At 42.0% G+C, this 19456-nt stretch carries 17 protein-coding genes and 1 other annotated feature (1 of these 18 running past the window's edge); of the genes, 1 reads left to right on the forward strand and 16 read right to left on the reverse strand.

Annotated elements, in window-relative coordinates; genetic code table 11:
• Positions 1-36: 36 nt before the first annotated feature.
• The 14 genes from FJU10_RS15410 to FJU10_RS15485 all read right to left on the reverse strand — a co-directional run bounded on the left by FJU10_RS15410 (position 37) and on the right by FJU10_RS15485 (position 15816).
• On the reverse strand, positions 37-573 hold the full coding sequence (locus FJU10_RS15410; RefSeq protein WP_140966315.1) for a CDP-alcohol phosphatidyltransferase family protein: 537 nt from the start codon (positions 571-573) through the stop codon (positions 37-39).
• A gap of 110 nt (positions 574-683) precedes the next feature.
• Positions 684-1400 (reverse strand): M23 family metallopeptidase, encoded by a 717-nt coding sequence (locus FJU10_RS15415; protein ID WP_140966316.1) that lies wholly within the window; start codon positions 1398-1400, stop codon positions 684-686.
• Positions 1401-1720: 320 nt separating this feature from the next.
• On the reverse strand, positions 1721-3694 hold the full coding sequence (locus FJU10_RS15420; protein WP_140966317.1) for an ABC transporter permease: 1974 nt from the start codon (positions 3692-3694) through the stop codon (positions 1721-1723).
• 2 nt (positions 3695-3696) lie between these two features.
• Positions 3697-4455, reverse strand: coding sequence for an ABC transporter ATP-binding protein (locus FJU10_RS15425; RefSeq protein WP_010749611.1), 759 nt, complete (start codon positions 4453-4455; stop codon positions 3697-3699).
• Positions 4456-4548: 93 nt separating this feature from the next.
• Positions 4549-5532, reverse strand: a complete 984-nt coding sequence (locus tag FJU10_RS15430) for a sensor histidine kinase (protein ID WP_077453774.1) — start codon at positions 5530-5532, stop codon at positions 4549-4551.
• Positions 5525-6217, reverse strand: a complete 693-nt coding sequence (locus tag FJU10_RS15435; protein ID WP_140966318.1) for a response regulator transcription factor — start codon at positions 6215-6217, stop codon at positions 5525-5527. The genes FJU10_RS15430 and FJU10_RS15435 overlap by 8 nt, the downstream gene beginning before the upstream one ends.
• Positions 6218-6325: 108 nt before the next feature.
• Positions 6326-7156 (reverse strand): prenyltransferase, encoded by an 831-nt coding sequence (locus FJU10_RS15440; RefSeq protein WP_140966319.1) that lies wholly within the window; start codon positions 7154-7156, stop codon positions 6326-6328.
• 335 nt (positions 7157-7491) lie between these two features.
• Positions 7492-7920 carry a VOC family protein gene (locus FJU10_RS15445; protein WP_086292515.1) on the reverse strand — a complete coding sequence of 143 codons (429 nt, stop codon included), beginning with the start codon at positions 7918-7920 and terminating at the stop codon, positions 7492-7494.
• 74 nt (positions 7921-7994) lie between these two features.
• Positions 7995-9656 (reverse strand): phosphoenolpyruvate carboxykinase (ATP), encoded by a 1662-nt coding sequence (locus FJU10_RS15450; protein ID WP_140966320.1) that lies wholly within the window; start codon positions 9654-9656, stop codon positions 7995-7997.
• A gap of 421 nt (positions 9657-10077) precedes the next feature.
• Positions 10078-11445, reverse strand: coding sequence for a 23S rRNA (uracil(1939)-C(5))-methyltransferase RlmD (rlmD, locus tag FJU10_RS15460; RefSeq protein WP_140966322.1), 1368 nt, complete (start codon positions 11443-11445; stop codon positions 10078-10080).
• A gap of 240 nt (positions 11446-11685) precedes the next feature.
• The gene (gene typA / locus FJU10_RS15465) at positions 11686-13524 is read right to left on the reverse strand and encodes a translational GTPase TypA (protein WP_140966323.1); all 1839 of its coding nucleotides are present in this window, start codon (positions 13522-13524) and stop codon (positions 11686-11688) included.
• 129 nt (positions 13525-13653) lie between these two features.
• Positions 13654-14421 (reverse strand): inositol monophosphatase family protein, encoded by a 768-nt coding sequence (locus FJU10_RS15475; protein WP_140966324.1) that lies wholly within the window; start codon positions 14419-14421, stop codon positions 13654-13656.
• 8 nt (positions 14422-14429) lie between these two features.
• Positions 14430-14702 (reverse strand): UPF0223 family protein, encoded by a 273-nt coding sequence (locus FJU10_RS15480; RefSeq protein ID WP_140966325.1) that lies wholly within the window; start codon positions 14700-14702, stop codon positions 14430-14432.
• Positions 14703-14910: 208 nt separating this feature from the next.
• Entirely contained in the window at positions 14911-15816 is a 906-nt protein-coding gene (locus FJU10_RS15485) for a hypothetical protein (protein WP_081118916.1), read from the reverse strand.
• Positions 15817-16004: 188 nt separating this feature from the next.
• Between FJU10_RS15485 and FJU10_RS15490 the strand changes: the two genes are divergently transcribed.
• Entirely contained in the window at positions 16005-16529 is a 525-nt protein-coding gene (locus FJU10_RS15490) for a type 1 glutamine amidotransferase domain-containing protein (RefSeq protein WP_077453782.1), read from the forward strand.
• A 72-nt stretch (positions 16530-16601) separates the two neighbouring features.
• Here FJU10_RS15490 and FJU10_RS15495 read toward each other — a convergent pair whose 3' ends face one another.
• Together FJU10_RS15495 and FJU10_RS15500 are read right to left on the reverse strand one after the other, a co-directional pair.
• Positions 16602-17801 (reverse strand): MFS transporter, encoded by a 1200-nt coding sequence (locus FJU10_RS15495; protein WP_081118915.1) that lies wholly within the window; start codon positions 17799-17801, stop codon positions 16602-16604.
• A gap of 162 nt (positions 17802-17963) precedes the next feature.
• On the reverse strand, positions 17964-19235 hold the full coding sequence (locus FJU10_RS15500; protein WP_140966326.1) for an O-acetylhomoserine aminocarboxypropyltransferase/cysteine synthase family protein: 1272 nt from the start codon (positions 19233-19235) through the stop codon (positions 17964-17966).
• Positions 19236-19285: 50 nt separating this feature from the next.
• Positions 19286-19456: a binding site (T-box leader), on the reverse strand; it runs 83 nt beyond the window's last position.

A 19456-nucleotide genomic window follows, 5' to 3' on the forward strand; every position in this document is an offset into this window, starting at 1 on the left:
GAATAAGCAAAAAAGGCCCTCAATGATAGAGGCGCCTTAGTTAAAACTTTCGATTATCGATTTTTGATTTCTATCCAGTTTTTTTGAGAGGATCGTTATCAGCAATTCTTCAAATGCGGAAATAGTGGCGATGATCCCCAAAATCAAGATAACAATTTTTTCATGGAACATGATGAGCAACAACGGGAAAATACATAAAAGAAATCCGACTGCTTTGTTGAGCCATGTATGCAGACTGCTAAAAGACCGATATTTTACATAGCCAATCAGATAACTGACGAAACGGATGATAGCGATCACCAAGATCCAAACCATGATTGCTTGGGTTTCCAGAAGCCGTGGTAGTAAAGAAAGAAAAACGGAGAGAAAAAAGCTAACATCTGCGAAACTGTCTAGTAAGGCACCGAACTCACTGGTGAGCTTCATCCTTCTTGCAAGCAGCCCATCGACAAGGTCACTTAAAAAACAATAGGAATAGAGCAGCCAAAACCATCCAGACATTGGCTGAAGGAATAGTAAAAGTGGTGATAGAATCAGTCGAGAAGTGGTAAGGATATTGGGTAATTGCTTCATTTGTTTCCCCCAGAGATACATTTTCTGAATACCTAAGATTGTTGCAAATTTTTTAAAGAAGCTCAGAAACGTTTAAATGTTCTTTCTTCTAATCATTTCGACGATGCCCCCTATGAATGTTTCACAGCTTGTCCCTGATGCTCCTGCAAAAATCTTATCCGTTCTGTACTATCTGGCATCTGATTCCAAACCTTTATCCATCGTCCTTCTCGGTAAACCTCGTATTCTTCAAAACGACAAGGAAGCCCTTTTGCATGAGCGATATCACTGGTGTCCATCACTTGAAAATGCAGATGAGGCGAAGTCGAATTTCCTGAATGGCCGACCTTTCCGATCACCATCCCTTTGGTGATGTTTTGACCTATGGAAACAGTGACAGATCCATTTTGCAGATGGACAAATGCCATATAAACGCCCTCAGAAGCTTTTATCACAATGTAGTTGCCAGCTATTTGTTGATAATCATCTTTGTGTTCATTATAAAACAAACCTTTTTTTACAGCGATCGAAGAGTCTCTGATCCAGTGAACGATTTTCCGTTCCCGATAGCCATCTCTTGCAACAATTACTTCGCCATCACAAGGTGCATAAATTTTTTCGCCCCAACAATAACAGCTCTCCAGCGGAACCCCTAAGAAGAAATAGCGCAGAAAGCTTCGATCATGAAAAGCCTTGGTTTTCCCCTCAAAATTAACTTGTAAAAAATCAAAGGCATAACGCAACCCCATTCGATCGGTACCATGGCTAGGAATCTTTTCGGCTGGTGTAGTCGGCGCAAGCCACTCACCTCTTAAGGGGAATCCAATGGTTATCGGCTGCTCTTTCATAGGGCTTTCTCCTTTTTGGATCACATGATCCCTTTTATTTGGAAATGACTATCATCCGCACGGCACTCTACACCTGCGCTTTACTCCTTTTCACTATAGGTCACCTAAGGCTTTTTTTCAACTCTAAAAAAGTGGGCTAACGGGCGTGTTATCAAAAAAACACCTCAATCATGTAGCAATTCCAAAATGTTAGACCAAAAATTCTAACTTTTGAGCGTCGCTTCACGAATGGGGTGTTCTTACATTTTATTTTTGTAGCTCCTGTCGGTGACGGCTAATCCATCCAGCTATCATCTGACAAAATAGCGTTTGTCCATCTTCTACTGTTTGCGCTCCACCAATCGATAGTAGACCCTTGCGGTGATGAAATACACCAGCAGATAAATCATTGTAAACAATAGGACAGAAATAATCGATACCGTAATCAATAAGTTGCGATCTGTTAGACCAAAAAGAAGCAACAACTTCTGAATCATCGGAAAAGCAAACGCTAAATGGATGATCGCAGCAGCCAAAGGAAACGAGAAGATCATCAAGACTTGCTGCTGGATCACTTGTTTGACTTCCTTATGGCTTAACCCAACTTTTTGCAAGATCTCGAAACGTTCTTTGTCCTCCATTCCTTCGGAGACTTGTTTATAATAAATGATTAACGCGGCAGCTAAAATAAAGATCACACCAAAAATCAAGCCTAAGAAGAAAAAACCACCGGTAAAGGTTTTTGTCTCACCTTCAAAAAGATCTTTTGACTGAACGCTCGCATGAGCATCTGCTGCCAGAAGTTCGCTGCGAATCTCTTTTGCGATGATTTCACGATCGCTTGCTTCTGCTGTTTGAAAATTGAAGACTGTTGTTGTTACTGGTTGCTGGTAAAGCTGGAAATCTTCGTTTTGATACCAAGAGCTTAGCTTTTCGGCAAGCCACTGATTATCCGCCACGAGAACAAGATGCTGAACGGGGTTTTCTGTTTTCGTGAATGTTGGCAGTTCTTTCAATTCCCGCAAGCGAAATTGACGATCATCGATTGTGGCCTTTTCTGGTAATGCTTGTTGCGTCCAGGTGGCGGGAAAAACGAATAGTTCGTCGTCAGCGGGTCCTGTTTTCCCGGTGATTTCATGGTATTCAGAACTGGTAAGAAAAATAAGATACACGGCTTTATCTAAACTACCACTATTTTCTTCAAAAGTGGTTGAGGGAACAAAATTTGGTTCCTCAAAGGTAAAAAGCAACGGTCTTGTTGTAGTGACTTGCTGGCGCTCTTTGATCGTTAGCTTCTCTTCAAGTCCATTAATTGCTGTGTTGATTTGCTGGGAATCAGCCGCTGACTCAATTTGAACATCGTAAGGAAAACGGGTTTCGATCACATTCTTTTGTCCAAAATAAAGACTGGCGGTCGTAGCAACGGTCACTAACACCATCGTTGATAAAATACAAATACTTGCTAAACCAGCCGCATTTTGTTTCATCCGATACAACATGGTAGAGACATTGATAAAATGGTTCGTTTGATAATAATAGGTCGTTCGTTTTCTTAAAAACTGCAATGCTTTGATACTGCCAGAAATAAACAACAGATAGGTGGCTAAAATCACGAGGATAACTGCGACAAAAAAGAGGCCTAAGGCACTGATGGGAGACTTGATTGTCACAGAAATCGTATATCCTGCTACTAAACAAAGGACACCCAAAAGTGCTAAAATGCCTTTCGCACGAGGCTCTTTTTCATTCCGTTTGCTTCCCTGTAGCAGTTGAAGTGGGTTGGTTTTGCGTACTTGCAACAGGTCAAATAAAAATAAACACCCAAAGATGAATATAAAATACAGGATCACCAAGCCAATACTCTCAAATGACAGTTTAAAAACAAAGAACTCGCCTACGGCTAAGATTTTCTTCAGTATCAAAAATCCTAATCGTGCAAACAATAAGCCACTGATCAATCCGGCAGCAAGGCTAATGAGAAAACTGTAAAAGAGTTCCCAAAAGACCACGAAAGCTATCTCGCGTTTTCCTAGTCCCAAAACATTGTAGAGACCAAATTCTTTTTTTCGCTGCTTGATCAAAAAGTTATTGGTGTAAAAGGAAAAGATCGCCGCAAAAATCATGAGGATGATATTTCCTAAACGAAACATGAAGATGGCGCTTTGACTACTAGGAAGTTCTCTCATTCCCGGATTGTTCACGATGATTTGCGTCATCATCAAAACAGCCACCAAGAAGCTCATGGATAATAAAAAGGGTGTGTAAGCTTTGGCATTTTTACGCAAATTGGAGAAGGCGATTTTTTGAAAGAACATCGTTACTCCTCCTTTGCAAAGACAGCAGTCATTGTTTCGGCGATTGCTTCTAGAAAAGCGGTATTGCTGCGATCCCCTCGATACAGCTGGTGAAACACATACCCGTCTTTGATAAACAAGACGCGTTGTGCGCGACTGGCTGCGATCGAACTGTGAGTGACCATCACGATCGTCTGTCCATTTTGATTGATCTGTTGAAATAATGTCAGCAGTTGATCAGAGGTTTTCGAATCCAGCGCTCCGGTTGGCTCATCTGCTAAAAGCAGTTCTGGTTTTGTGATGATCGCTCGTGCGACGGCGACCCGTTGCTTTTGTCCGCCAGACAATTCATACGGATAGTGCTGCAATAAATCGGCGATCCCTAAAGTTTGTACGATGGGCTGAAGCTGCTTTTCCATTTGTTTGACGGAAACTTTCGATAAAACTAATGGCAATAAAATATTGTCCTTTACCGAAAAGGTGTCCAACAAATTAAAGTCTTGAAAAACAAAGCCTAAGTGATCCCGTCGAAAACTCGCTGCGTCTTTTTCTTTGATCGTGGTCAAATCGATGCCATTCAGCTGCATTTCACCCGCTGTTGGTTGGTCTAACGTTGCCATCAAGTTCAGCAGCGTACTCTTTCCCGAACCTGATTCCCCCATGATAGCGACATATTCCCCTTCTTCTACCATAAAGGTAATATTTTTCAACGCTTCAACGGGTTGTCCGTTCAGCTGGCTTTGATAGATTTTTTTTACTTGTTGAATGTTTAAAAGTGTCATCTTGTTCCCTCCTTCCTTTTTAGAATAAGCTGACTGGCAGAAAAAAGCGACTTACAATAAAAACCGCAAACTTACAGTGTTGAAAGTTTGCGGCTATCGGTTATTTGTGGTGGGAAAATGAAGCGTGACGATGGTTCCGTGTCCTACTTCAGAATCAATCGATAAACGGCAGCCGATTTTTTCAGCCGCTTGTTGACTCATATATAAGCCTAGCCCGCTCGCTCGTTGCTGAAAGCGACCATTTTGTCCCGTATATCCTTTCTCAAAAACCCTTGGCAAGTCTTCCTTGCGAATACCAATGCCGCTATCTTGAATCACCAAGGCATTGTCTTTAGTGAAAACAGTGATGCCACCGGTTTCGGTATACTTCAAGCTGTTGAAAAGAACCTGTTCAAAAATAAAAACGAGCCACTTTCGATCGGATGTCACCGTTAAATCCACCGCCATGTCCAGTTGCAGATTCTTTTTCGAGAAAAACAAGGCATATTTTTTGATCGTTTGACGAACAAGGGGCGCTAAAGCAATCGACTCAAAGACAAAATCTTCATTGGCTAAATTTTGTCGTAAATAATTCAACATCATTTGCAAGTAATCATTCACCTTAAATAATTCCGCTTTGACCTCCGTCGGTGACAACGAATCGCTTTGCACCAAAAGATCTAGCGCCGCTAGAGGCGTTTTGATTTGATGAAGCCACAAACCGAAATCTTCATAAATTTCTTCATTTTTCATGGTTGCTTTGTAATCGGACAGCGTTTTTTCTTTTGCCAGCTGCCTTAGAAGGGCTTGGTATTCGTCTTCTAAACGATTTCGAGTGGCAGGCAAGAACGCCAACGCCGCTTCCGTCATACGTTCTTTTCTTAATAAATGCTGCAGCTGCTTTCTTTTTTGTGCGTAACGAAAATAATGAAAAAGGGAAAGTCCCCCTAAGATCACCCCTGAAAAGACCACATAGTCAATGAAGGGCTCCAATGAAAGGCTATGGAGAAAGAATAGCCCAAATAAGCCCGCACTAAATAGCAGGTAAACGAGATAAAACTTTCCATAAAGGACGAAATATTCTTTCACGTTAGTCATAGGCGTGTTCCTTTTCTATCAAATAGCCTTTATTCTTTACCGTTTGGATCAAATCGGATAGTTCGATCTGGCTTAATTTTTTTCGCAAGCGGGTCATATTGACCGCTAATGTGTTATTATCGATGAATTCTTCACTATTCCAGAGCATTTCAATGATGGTCTCTTTGGCTACGATCTTCCCTCGATGCTGCAAAAGCAAGGAAAGAATCCGAGCTTCATTTGGAGACAGTGGCAACTGTTCCCCCTGTTTTTTTAATACATTTTCTGTGGGATAAAAGGTTACTTGCCCTATCTTAAAGGTCAGCGCTTGTTGGTGGCTATACTGATAGCTGCGCCGCAGCAACGCTTGGATTTTTGCCAAAACGAAGGCTAAATCAAAGGGTTTTGTTAAATAATCATCCGCCCCCATGTTCATCGCCATGATCTGATTCATCTGTTGATCCATCGACGAAAGGAAAATGATCGGCACTTCTGACGTCTTGCGAATTTCTTGGCACCAATGATACCCGTTGTAATAAGGCAGCGAAATATCTAAAAGAACGAGATCCGGTTTGATCTCATGAAACTCTTGCAAGATACTAGCAAAATTCTTCGCCGAAATACATTCGTACCCCCATTGCTGCAAATATTCTGCTAAAACAGAGACGATCGTTTCATCATCTTCAACAAGATATATTTTTTGCATGTCTTTCTCCCCTCTGTTGTTTAATCAACTGCTTCTTTACAGAAAGTGTACCAGAAAAGAAAAAGAATCGTCTAGATGGGGGAAAACTTTCAAAGGGCTGTTTTTTCCTCAATCCTCTGACAATCGAGCAAGGATTTCTTGGTAACGCTGTGTAGCAAAGGGACTTATTTGTCCTTTTTTACAAAAATTCAGTTTCCCCAGTTTTGGTACGACCCGTTCTACGATGACATTGCCATTTTGAACTTTTGCTTCAAACTGCTGCAAAGCCTCCAAAAACCGTGCGTCTTTTCTGGCAGCAGGATAAAAAGACAAGACATACAGATAATAAAAAAGATTGTACCCTCTAAAGGGATATTCTGTCTGCATAAATAATGTGCCCATCCCATAATGACAAGGACTGATTGGCCGCCGGATCTCCCAATGAGCAAGCAAAAATTCGATTGCTTGATGAAGCGTTTCTATCTGTTCACGATCATGAGTATATCGAAAGGCATCAAGGACCGTTAACGTCGTCATTGGAGTAGAAAAGTGGGTCTCCGGTCCGCGACCAAAACTATACTTATTACACTTCCAGCCGCCATCTGCTTCCTGAGTAGCAAGAAAATAGTGAAAGCTCTGTTGCAGCCGTTGGTCCCTTGCGTAACCAAGAGCACACAGCGTTCGCAAAGCCTGTGCTGTATGACAAGGATAGATCCCCCCTGACGGCGAAATTTTAAATCTGCCATCTTCTCTCCATCCTTGAAAGATCAATGCAGCTGTCTCTTTTAATAAGTTCTCCTCATGTGACATGCCAAGTTCAAGTAAATAAAGAGGACTTTCTAAGGTCGTAAAGGGTGCTCCTTTTAGTAATTTATGGTCTGGCGTCGACCATAAATCGGCGCCATGATCATATTGATGGGAAATGATTGCTTCGATGTCTTGCTGAATGCTCTGATCCATATTGATCTTCCTCCATCTCTTAAGTGTCGTGCAATCAACCCAATAATCCTCATTGACCCACGGTGCACTCGCTTCTAGAATGATAAAAATTCGAACGTTTTTTAACACACGAGTTAGATTTTCATCTTCGAATTGTCCAAATGAATTTTAGAAATCAAATAGTTTTTTCCAAACGGACGTACTTTAAAAAAAGAGTGGTCTAGTTTTCCTGATGACAGGTTCGAAAAAAGTTTGTCTCTGAAATCGCAAGGTCATCCGAACCTATAATGAAAGATCACCTGAATAGGAACACGTTCACGCAACAAGTTCATACCACGCTCTTTTAGTTTAAAGAATCAGGCATAATGAAATAGTTCAAAACGAATGCCTTCTGGGCTTTCAAAGAATAAGGCATAGTAGTTAGGGGCGATGCGCTCTTTGTATTCCATTGGTCGATCGTGAAGGATCTTTACCCCTAAAGCTTTTATTTTGGGAAAAATCGCATCTACTACTTCGCGGCTTTCCGCCTTAAATGCTATGTGCTGAACAGAGCCAGGTTTTCTTGAATCGATTTTCTCGTTCTTCCATTCTTTTCGTGGGGAACAAATACCGAAATCAAATGAATCCCCTATATATTCTACTACTTCCATCTCGGCATGTTCTAAATACCCAGAATATTTCTTTTGAAGGTCGAAACCTAATAGTGCAAATAATTGGTCATAAAAGCCTTCTGCTTTTTTTACATCATTGACTGTGATTTGGATATGGTGAAACTGAATGCTCATAATCGCTCCTTTCTGGCTAACCAAATAAGTGTTTCAGGAAGAAAAGCCGCTTGCGAAAGTTTGATTCAATTGAATTAACTAGGAAGCTCACTTAATTTAGAAATCACCTTTTCCATTGCCTTTGCTACTTCTTTAGGCAACTTATTATAGCCATCATTTTCTGTCTCCTGAGCCAAAATAAAGTCCAACCGCCCTTGCATCCGCTCTCTTAAATAAGCAACATAAGAGACATCTTGAAAATCAACTTCAAAGCCTGTTACTGGCAGGAAACTCATCTCTGTGATCCCGCCAAAATTTTTAAATTCAGCCTCATCTTCTACGATTTTTTCAATCGATGTCAGCGTGACCTCAGGTGTGACCTTCATGTCTTTGAAAAAGCCTGTATTTAGAATATAACAAGCCGTTTGGTTTTCTTTGAATAAGTGCATGAAATGAGCAAAATCTTCTCCTAAAGGATAAACTCTAAATGGATTGGCATAAGGTTCGATGACCAGTTTATCTATATCCGTGGTCTCGACAACATGTTCAGCTGTCGTACGCTTCGTAGCTAAGGTCAAACCAAAAACAGCGGCTAAAATCGGATCGTCAATTTTTACTACAGGAGGCAGCGTGTCATCTTTCATGATCCAAAATACTGCATCGATCGGCGAATCTAAATGATCCACCCGATTGGGTGTGACATACCGTGATTTGACGGTTCGGCCATTCCCGTTACGAATATCTTGGGTCACGAGGACCTTTTTTCCTTCCTCGTCCAAAGTAACCCCAACATTTTGACAGGTGATAAAGTAGCGGACATTTGGGTTGGTTAATGGATAGTCTTGCGTTTTATCAAAATAAGAAGGCTCCAGAGCAGTGGACGCACCATTTGTTTGATTAATCACAAATGCATCGTCATGCAGAACCTTGATCTCATATTTGCCATCATGTTCCGCCAATGTGATAGTCGATTTTCCTGATCCTGAAAGACCAAAAGCAGCCATCGTAAATGTTCGATTCGGTAACTGATATTGCTTCATTCCCCCATGACACGCCACAAAGCCATTGCGATGCGCGGTAGCCCAAGCCAAAGTTAATGTCGCTTTTTTCAATTCACCAAAATAGTTTAAGCCTAAGACTGCCGCAACATTGTGTTCAGGATCAAAGAGAGACAGCCCATAAGGAAAATCAGGATGAGACCAATCTGGATCAGCGTACAAAAAAATGTCCGTCTCTGGATATTCTTTGGAACGTTGATACCTTTCCTCCCATGATTTCGTCATCAATTGAAAATTCAACAAATAAGAGTAAAAATTGGTTTCATAGTGCTCTGGTAACAACAGGTGTGCTTTGACCATAAATGCTTCGTCTAATCCTACAACAACTTCACTGCCATAAAATTTTTTACGTGTCCCTTGAAATAAAGCATCTCTTAAAATCCCTTCATACAATTTTCGATCAATGCCGGGATGTTCGATGATGCGGCGAGCTGCTGCTGTCCGTCCGACTACTTTTCCGTCATTGAACACGATGACTTTTGCATCCTCTGGTAAACCTAGCTCTTCGGTGTGGGTGACCGGCATATCCGTAAGAATAGCGCCAGAAGATTCTTTTGCTAAGTGATAGGCAGTGGCTAGATCATGAATCCAAGTGACATTGTTCCCATAAAAAGCTGACTCTATCAACACTTTAAAACTAGACAAATGCGTATTCTGCGGTGTAATCTCTTTGTGTGAAAATGCACGAATCGTTGCCATGTGCAATCCCTCCTAACAAAATTTTCTGTTTACTACGTTTATTATAATACTTTCTAATCACCACATGCCATATTTTTATACACATTAACTATAAATTGCCGACAAACCATTTTGTTAAAGAATTTGGCTGTCTGCATATTTGAAGCTTCACTGCTTTTTACATTGATTTTTTCCCTGCTCATCAATAGTGAGAAAGAACAAAAAAACTGGAACAGAAAGAGTGTCTTTCTGTTCCAGTTTCTGGTTTTATCTTTCATCCATTCTATACATCACAATCGACGTAATTAGAGAGACAAATGGGTTATAGTTGCTTATTTCTCAGTTGACTCCCTTTCTCTAGTAACTTTGCTATCGTAAGATTTTATGACAATTACCATAAAAAGACTTCAATGTCAAAATTGCTGAAAAAACTTGTTATTTCTTAACGACGTTCTAACAACACGACACACTCCACATGGGTCGTTTGCGGGAACAAATCAACAGGTTGGACTTCTTTTGTCATATACCCTTCTTCCGCAAACAATGCGAGGTCACGAGCCAAGGTTGCTGGATTGCAGGAAATGTAGACGATGCGCTCTGGTTTAACCGCAGCGGTCGTTTCAATAAAGCTGGCATCTAAACCTTTGCGAGGTGGATCAACGAAGACGACTGTCGGTTGAATGCCTTCGCGTAGCCATTGCGGCATGATTTTTTCGGCTTTACCGATAAAGTAATGCACGTTTTCGACACCATTTCTTTTGGCATTGGCTTTGGCATCGTTCACTGCTTCAGGAATGACTTCCATCCCTAACACTTCTTTCACGCGATCAGCCAAACTGATCCCGATCGTTCCGATTCCTGCATAGGCATCCACAACGACATCATTTTCAGACAGTTGTGCCATCTCGAAGGCGGTTTGGTACAAGACTTCTGTTTGCGCTGTGTTGACTTGGTAGAAAGATTTCGCTGAGATTTGGAAGGTTTTGCCTAATAATTGATCATCGATCGATGACTTGCCATACAAAACACGCTCGAACTCGCCCATGATCACATTAGTTTTTTCTTCATTGATGTTTTGAATGACAGAAACAACTTCTGGAATCTCTTCGTGGATCACTTCCGCGATCTCTTCTCCCTTGAAGAATTTCGGTTTACGTGTCACTAATACGACCATCATTTCACCTGAGTGATGCCCACGACGAAAGACAATGTGGCGTAAGAACCCTTCATGGGCTTCTTCATTGTAGGCTTTGACATTGAAGCGCTGCAAAATATCTCTGACTTTGATGATTGCTTGATCGATGTTTGGATCTTGAATATAAAAGTCTTCGATCGATACCAGAGTATGGCTGTTTTTGCGGTAAAATCCAGTCGTTAATTTTCCATGAATCTTTTGCACAGGGATTTGCGCTTTGTTGCGGTAACCAAATGGTTTTTCCATTCCGATTGGTGCATTGACCTTAATTTCAGGCAGTTTGGCGATTTTAGCCAAAACATTCTCTACTTGCTGCTGTTTGAAGGCTAATTGTTTGTCATAGCTCAAATGACTCAATGGAGCGATCCCGGTGCGCAACAATGCTTCATTCGGTAATTCTTGCCGATCAGGACTCGCTTGCAACAGTTTCATCACTTTGGCAAAACCAAATTTGTTACCGACTTTCAACACTTTGACTAAGGCACGTTCATTTGGCAGGGTGTTTTCAATAAATAATAAGTACCCATCGACTTTGGCGATTCCATTTCCTTCATGGGAAAGGTCCAAAATATCGACTTCAAGTTCCTGATTCTTTTTAACAGGATAATTTTTCATAGATTTCTCCTTTGTGCTTACTTTCTCCATTTTAAAAAGGAATGGTCGAAATTGCAAGCGGTGCTTATTTTAATGGTTCAACAGATCGGGTAGACGTGCAAAAAAGAACCGAAGGAGGGAAATCGGCTGATTGCTTTTCTAGGGGGTGCGGCGAAGAGCCGCTGCACCACAGGAGCAATCCCTTTTCCATCCTTCGGAAAATCGAACAGATCAGAAGTTGGTAAAAACCTTGATCATTGTTTATTTGTCAGCTGTTTTTTTCTTTTTCTGTGATTTTTCCCGTTCGCTCTTGTTTAAGATTTGTTTTCTCAAACGAATGCTTTCTGGTGTTACTTCACAGTATTCGTCATCGTTCAAGAACTCCAATGATTCTTCTAGTGAAAGGATTCTTGGTTTCTTGATGACAGATGTTTGGTCTTTCGTCGCTGAACGGACGTTGGTCATTTGTTTTGCCTTCGTAATATTGACCGTTAAGTCATTGTCACGAGAGTTTTCGCCGACGATCATTCCTTCATATACTTCAGTACCTGGTTCAACGAAGACCGTTCCACGTTCTTCAATACTCATGATTGAGTAAGTCGTTGCTTTTCCTGTATCGATCGATACAAGTGCGCCGTGGTGGCGTCCGCCGATTTGCCCTTGAATCATTGGCAAGTATTGGTCGAAGGTGTGGTGCATGATACCGTACCCGCGAGTCATTGATAGGAATTCTGTCGTATAGCCGATCAAGCCACGAGCTGGTGCTAAGAAAATGATCCGTACTTGTCCATTTCCTGTATTGATCATGTCTTGCATTTCTGCTTTACGAATCCCTAGTGATTCAATCACTGAACCCATGTATTCTTCTGGTGTGTCGATTTGCACTCGTTCAAATGGTTCGCATTTCACGCCATCGATTTCGCGTTCGATAACTTCTGGACGAGAAACTTGCAATTCAAAGCCTTCACGACGCATGTTTTCGATCAAGATCGATAAATGAAGTTCGCCACGTCCTGAAACAGTCCAAGAATCTGGTCCGATTGGTTCAACACGTAGAGACACGTCTGTTTGTAGTTGCGCCATCAAGCGTTCTTCAATTTTACGAGCGGTTACGAATTTCCCTTCACGACCTGCAAATGGTGAGTTGTTCACGACAAAGGTCATTTGTAACGTTGGCTCATCAATGTGTAAAACAGGCAATGAATCTTGGTGATCGATCGGTGTGACTGTTTCACCAACGAAGATGTCTTCCATCCCAGAAACAGCGATCAAATCGCCAGCTTTCGCTTCTTGGATCTCTAAACGTTTCAAACCGAAGAAACCGAATAATTTTGTGACACGGAATTTCTTCACTTGGCCATCAAGTTTCATCAAAGCAACTTGGTCGCCAACTTTGATCGTTCCACGGAAGACACGTCCGATTCCGATACGTCCAACGTAGTCATTGTAATCAAGTAAAGATACTTGGAATTGCAATGGCTCATCGCTATTGTCGATTGGTGATGGAATGTGTTTTACGATCGTATCAAACAATGGTGCCATCGTTTTTTGTTGGTCGGCAGGATCATCTGATTCACTTGAGGTTCCGTTGATCGCAGAAGCGTAGATCACTGGGAAGTCCAATTGGTCATCGTCTGCACCTAATTCGATAAATAGTTCTAATACTTCATCTACCACGTGCTCAGGACGAGCAGATGGTTTGTCGATTTTGTTAACAACAACGATTGGGACTAAATGTTGTTCCAATGCTTTTTTCAATACGAAACGTGTTTGAGGCATCGTTCCTTCATAAGCATCAACAACTAAAACAACACCATCGACCATTTTCATGATCCGCTCTACTTCACCACCGAAGTCCGCGTGTCCTGGGGTATCCATGATATTGATTTTGGTTCCGTTGTATTCAACCGCTGTATTTTTCGCTAAGATCGTGATACCACGTTCTTTTTCGATCGCATTTGAATCCATTGCCCGTTCTTGTAATTGGGTATGGCTATCTAACGTTTGGGATTGTTTCAATAATTCATCAACTAATGTAGTTTTTCCGTGGTCAACGTGGGCAATAATAGCGACGTTGCGGATATCATTTCTAATATTCAATTTATAAACTCCTTTTTTGGTGACATTGCACTCGACAAGCCATTATACCAGAATTTCTTTCTGAAATATAGTGCAAAGTTTTCATTTTTACAGAAAAAACCAGATATTAAAAAAATATCTGGTTTTTTCTTATTGATTGACGATCGCCAATAATTCTTCAAAAGCTTTCGGTGTACCGCCGACAAACAATTCCCGTCCATTCAGGGATAGCGGCTCTCCTTTGATGTTTGCCATTTTTAATCCAAGGGTTTCTAACAAAACGCCCCCTGGCGCATAATCCCATGGCGCAAGATGAGAAAGATAGCCTGCTCTTTGTCCTTTAGCGAGGGCGATCAGCTCTACTCCAGCACATCCAGTCATACGAATGCCTAATGCTTTGTCACTGACCTCAGTTTCATGGTGGCGGTTATGGATCAACATGGGTGAATTCAAGCCAACGAGACCTTCGGATAAGGCAATATCTTTCGGCGGTTCGATCTTCTTGCCATTGTTATAGACACCAATCTCTGGACCACCCCATAAGAATTCATCTTTCATGACATTATAGACAAAGCCAAAGCGCCCTTTGCCCTCTTCGTAGATCGCAATCATGATACAAAAGTTTTCTTTTTCCAACACGAAATTCATCGTTCCATCGATCGGATCAATGATGAAGACCCGCCCACTCATGTCAGCAAGTGTGTCCAGTCCGTTTTCTTCACCTAAAATTTTGGCATTCGGATCATAGGATTGGATCTTACCAATCAGAAAATCTTGCGTGGCTTTATCCAATTCTGTCACTAAGTCTTTCCGTCCTGATTTTGTCTCGACCACCAAGTCTTCTTTATTTAAATTGTCTTTGATCGTTTCGCCTGCAGCGACCATCCACTGGCGAACTTCATTAACGATTTCATGCATTCGTTGATCTACCCTTTCATTTTTAGTTTTCCCTCAGTCTTTTTCGCTGCCTGCACAGTATGGTATAGCGAATAGCCTGATAGTTCTTCAAATTCTCTACCTAAACGGCGTTCCTCGCCAATGCTAGGAACGACTTTTTTAAAGGCTTGATACGCCTCAAGAAACGTGCTGCTAGGAAGGCCTTTTTCATAGGCTTGTTCTAACCGTTCCCACATCTTCATGACGACGACCATTTCATCTGTCGACCAATCTAAGTCAAGAGGATATTGATAATCCCGCATATTACCACTCCTATTCATCTTATTCAGTGTACCACAAAATTGAAAATAGGTCAGAGCCTCCACTGCAAAAAAAGGTACATCCTGGCAATGAATGTACCTCTGGTTTACAAACTATTGGGATTTTTAGAAGCTGAACTCCATGAATCTCAAATAAGAAGGAAATTCCTTTGTTCTTTCAACGAGATCGCCAATTAAAAGATGGCCGATTTCAAAAAGGTTCGTCTAGAAAAGCCCGCAAAAACAAAAAATTTTTAATGATAGCAATTGATTTCCACCACTGTTTACTAATGAAAAACTCTGGGTAATCCGTTCCCCATTGCCATGGAATGACAAATGATCCGTCTGCTTGTTGGTGTTCTAAAATTTTTTGAGCTTCTTTTTTACATAATTCTTCACTAAAGATCCCAAGCAGCTGCTCTCTTGTAAAGAAAAAATTTGAAGGTTTGCTGACATAAGATGTGAACCACTCTTCTGGCTCGTTTGAGACTGTATGGCGAATTTGCTGGAATAAGATCTCGCGAAAGCGTTCATTTGCTAAAACAGGCTGATACTGGATTTCTTCACAGTCTTGTAATAATTCTAGATAGACGACTAATGTGTGCATTTCACTGGTTGGCTCATTAAGAAAACTTGCAACTGCTGTTTCGGCGATTGCTTGTGCTTTTTGATAGAGGGTCGTTTCCCCTGTCCTTAAGATCGTACCAGCTAGACTGACCGTTGGGTTGTCTGCTGGCACGCCCACAGGACTCTCCCACCAAATCGCATGCGGATAGGATACCGTTGACGGCACTTGGTTGAACCATTTCCCTTCAGAAAATTCTTTTCCACTAGCTAAATACCTTAGAATCCCTTGGACTTGTGGATTTGTCGAATGAAGGCATTCAAGCTCTCTTAAAATTCGACATGCCTCCCACACTGCAATTGGTGTACTGTTGGGATTCCAATGATCAGGTTCCAAACCATGCCCATACCCCCCATCTTCATTTTGGTAGACTTGTAACGCCTGTAAGACAGCCTCGCGAGATCCATTTTCAAAATGGTACTGCCAACGAGCAAGGTCTACAGGGCGCGCGTTTTTGTAAATAAATTTTCGAGCTTTTTCGAATGCTTCCACATCTTCGCCTCCTTTGGCTTTCTCTCATTATCTCTTACTTTCCTTGTGATTACAACGCTTACATCATTACCATTGCTCTGAATGACCATTCTCAAAATAGCTCCTTGGCATTTTTTAAGAAGCATACTTTTGGTGTTTCTCTTTGCATGATGTTACAGTAAGAATAACGAGAAAAAGGAGGAATTCTCTTGCGTTTAGAAAACAAAAAAATCATTGCCTTAGTCGACAATGATTTCGAAGATTTAGAACTGTGGTATCCGGTCCATCGGTTACGGGAAGAAGGCGCACAAGTCGATTTAGTCGGTGAAGAAGCGCATAAAACGTATATTGGCAAATACGGCGTACCCGCAGAATCAGCCTTTGCTTTTTCTGATATTCATGCCGATGACTACGATGCCATCTTAGTTCCAGGTGGTTGGGCGCCTGATAAATTGCGACGTTTCCCAGAGGTCATCTCTTTCGTGCAAACGATGGACAAAGACCAAAAAATCATTGGTCAAATCTGTCATGCAGGCTGGGTCTTGATTTCTGCGAATATCCTGCAAGGCAAGACGGTCACCAGTACACCAGGCATCAAAGATGATATGACAAATGCTGGAGCCACATGGGTCGATACACCTGTTGTTACGGATGGACATATCGTTTCCAGCCGCCGTCCCCCAGATCTACCAGACTATATGCGGGAATTTATCGCTGTATTAGAAAAGAAATAGTACCCGTTGATCAGATTCAAAAGAGTTGCGACCGAAGCAAATACGGCCGCAACTCTTTTTTTTACCTATCGATCATTCGCTTACGATCGCTAATTTCTTGTCGCTTTTAGGGATTTTTTTCACACCGATAAAGGTCAATGCAGCACCCAAAACGGCAAACCCAGTCCCAATCAAAAGCATTTCCCAGACACCGAAGCTTTGGATCAGCATCCCCCCTAAAAGATTGCCGATCACGCCACCGATCGTGGTAGCAATAATGATGATCGTTTGTCCAAAAACCCGGTCTTCATCTGCCAAACTATGGTTGAACAAATAAGCCGAAGCTGGAATAAACAAAGCAAAACTAACCCCTTGCATCAAATGGCTCATTTCCATCAGGATGATGGAGCTGATCAACAGCATCAGCACCCCACGAATGGCAAAGGCAACACTGGAAAACAACAGCCAAAAACGGCTAGACCGTATCCTCACTAACTGTTCAAAGAAAATCATGCCTGGCAATTCGCATAACGCCGCAACCATCAGGGCGATGCCAACTTCCTTACTGCCACCGCCAATATCGGCAAAAATTTGTGCCAAAAAACTGTTGATCATCGTGTGGAAGCTGAAGAGAAAGCTAAACCCGACAAAGAGAAAGAGTAAAAAAGGATATTTTTTCAAAAAGGCACCTGAATGCCTTTGTTCTGTAAGCATCACGGGCATTTCTGGCTTCTTGATCGCTGGCAGCAAAAGCAAAATAATGAGAAACAAAACGGCCTGCCCGATAGCGATCATTGGCAAAAGGGCTGCCGAAAACTCCTCCAAGAGCTGCCCCAGTAAAAAGGAGGTCCCCGCAAATCCTAGTGATCCACCCGCACGCGAAAAGCCAAAATTGATTTTGTTGCCGCTATTCGTGTATTCAAATGCCAAGGCGTTGAGAAAGGACTGCATGGAAACGAGCAAAATCCCTCCTAAAACATAAGTCAGTATCGATAATGCAGGGAAAATCACACCTGCTAAGAGCACCGTGACCACGCCGATTGTCATCGTTTTCAATACAACGATCAGCGGTACTTTGCTTTTTTTGATAATGACTTGACTGATGAAGGGCTGCAAAATCGTAGACGCAATATTGACTAGGGCTAAAATACCGCCAATTTTTGCCGGATCGACCTTGAAATAAATCAAAAAGAGTGTCGCAAAGCCATAGATTGAGCAAAACATCATCCAATAAAGAAATTGCAAACTTGTGTAGTAAAACCGAATCCTCTTGTCACTTGCATGATTACGCATACATCCCCCACCTTATCCATATTCCTTAGCAACTAAATATAGCATAGAACCGATGGATTTACTATCCTTCTATCAACAGAAACCGCAGTTTTATTTGAAACACTAACCCACAACAAAAAAGCGCAGCATAGTATCCTGCGCTTTTCCTACTTATCCAACTATTTAGAGCTGTTGAAAAGCTTGTGTGAGATCTTCCAATAGATCATCGATGTTTTCCAATCCAATGGATAAGCGAATCGTCTCTGGACGAATTTTGGCTGCTGCAAGTTCTTCTACGCTAAGCTGTGAATGGGTCGTCGAAGCTGGATGGATGATCAAGGACTTTGCATCCCCGACATTTGCCAGCAAAGAGAAGAGCTTGGTTGCGCCACAAAAGGTTTTGCTTGCTTCTGCCCCACCCTTTAATCCGAAGGAAAAGACCGAACTGGTCCCTTTGGGGAAATACTCCTGCGCCCGCTTAAAATAAGGACTGTCCGGCAGGGTTGGGAAATGAACCCAAGAAACTTCCGAGTGCTTGGCTAAAAATTCAGCAACTTGTTGCGCATTTTCTACATGACGTTCCATCCGCAACGAAAGCGTTTCGATGCCTAAAAGCAACACCCATGAATTGAAGGGAGAAATCGCAGCACCTGTATCCCGTAAAAGAATCGTTCGGGCCCGAGTGATATAGGCAGCGTTACCAGCGGCTTCTACCCATGAGATTCCATGGTAACTATGATCGGGATCGACCAGCTTGGGAAATTTGCCGTTTGTCCAATCAAAGTTGCCACTATCAATAATAGCCCCTCCTAAAGCAGCCCCGTGACCACCGAGATATTTTGTCGTGGAATAAACGATGATGTCCGCCCCATGCTCAAACCCTCGAAACAGATAGGGAGTCGCAAAGGTGTTGTCAATGATCAGGGGAATCCCGGCTTCATGAGCGATCGTTGCAATCTTTTTAAAGTCGGCAATATCAATATCTGGATTGCCTAAAGACTCTAGAAAAACTGCTTTGGTATTTTCTTGGATGGCTGCTTTTAGTGCTGCCAGATCTTCACTATCAACAAAGCTTGTGGTGATGCCAAAATCTGGCAATGTATGGGCGAACAAATTATAGGTACCGCCATAAATTGAAGCAGCAGAAACGATATGATCTCCTGCTTGCGCGAGATTTAAAATTGCATAGGTGATCGCTGCTGAGCCAGAAGCCGTAGCTAACGCACCGACACCACCTTCTAAAAGGGCTAATCGTTCTTCTAGAACCGCGGTCGTCGGATTGGTAATACGGGTATAGATATTGCCATTTTCACTAAGACTAAATCTCGCTGCCGCTTGGTCAGCATCATCAAACACATAGGATGTGGTTTGATAAATGGGTACGGCGCGACTCCCTGTGGTAGGATCTGGTGTTTGTCCTCCGTGTAATTGAATCGTCTCAAATCTTTCTGTCATACTATTCCTCCTTAATAATGCAAATAAAAAAGCCCTCTGATATCGAAATATCAAAGGACGTGTTTACGTGTTACCACCTTTATTCAAGCAGACTTTTCAGCATGCTTCTCAGCAAGTACGCGACAAATAAACGTCGTTATACTTTGACGCGATAGCGGGCGCACCCGGATCTCCTTATCTTTCGTACAAGTTCAGAAGATCACCTTAGAGGCCATTTTCGA

The organism is Enterococcus sp. OL5 (assembly GCF_006491895.1).
GTDB lineage: Bacteria > Bacillota > Bacilli > Lactobacillales > Enterococcaceae > Enterococcus_D > Enterococcus_D innesii.

Coding starts and splice junctions, on each gene's coding strand:
- FJU10_RS15410 (WP_140966315.1), bottom strand. CDS start 573: ATGAAGCAATTACCCAATATCCTTACCACTTCTCGACTGATTCTATCA.
- FJU10_RS15415 (WP_140966316.1), bottom strand. CDS start 1,400: ATGAAAGAGCAGCCGATAACCATTGGATTCCCCTTAAGAGGTGAGTGG.
- FJU10_RS15420 (WP_140966317.1), bottom strand. CDS start 3,694: ATGTTCTTTCAAAAAATCGCCTTCTCCAATTTGCGTAAAAATGCCAAA.
- FJU10_RS15425 (WP_010749611.1), bottom strand. CDS start 4,455: ATGACACTTTTAAACATTCAACAAGTAAAAAAAATCTATCAAAGCCAG.
- FJU10_RS15430 (WP_077453774.1), bottom strand. CDS start 5,532: ATGACTAACGTGAAAGAATATTTCGTCCTTTATGGAAAGTTTTATCTC.
- FJU10_RS15435 (WP_140966318.1), bottom strand. CDS start 6,217: ATGCAAAAAATATATCTTGTTGAAGATGATGAAACGATCGTCTCTGTT.
- FJU10_RS15440 (WP_140966319.1), bottom strand. CDS start 7,156: ATGGATCAGAGCATTCAGCAAGACATCGAAGCAATCATTTCCCATCAA.
- FJU10_RS15445 (WP_086292515.1), bottom strand. CDS start 7,920: ATGAGCATTCAGTTTCACCATATCCAAATCACAGTCAATGATGTAAAA.
- FJU10_RS15450 (WP_140966320.1), bottom strand. CDS start 9,656: ATGGCAACGATTCGTGCATTTTCACACAAAGAGATTACACCGCAGAAT.
- rlmD (WP_140966322.1), bottom strand. CDS start 11,445: ATGAAAAATTATCCTGTTAAAAAGAATCAGGAACTTGAAGTCGATATT.
- FJU10_RS15475 (WP_140966324.1), bottom strand. CDS start 14,421: ATGCATGAAATCGTTAATGAAGTTCGCCAGTGGATGGTCGCTGCAGGC.
- FJU10_RS15480 (WP_140966325.1), bottom strand. CDS start 14,702: ATGCGGGATTATCAATATCCTCTTGACTTAGATTGGTCGACAGATGAA.
- FJU10_RS15495 (WP_081118915.1), bottom strand. CDS start 17,801: ATGCGTAATCATGCAAGTGACAAGAGGATTCGGTTTTACTACACAAGT.
- FJU10_RS15500 (WP_140966326.1), bottom strand. CDS start 19,235: ATGACAGAAAGATTTGAGACGATTCAATTACACGGAGGACAAACACCA.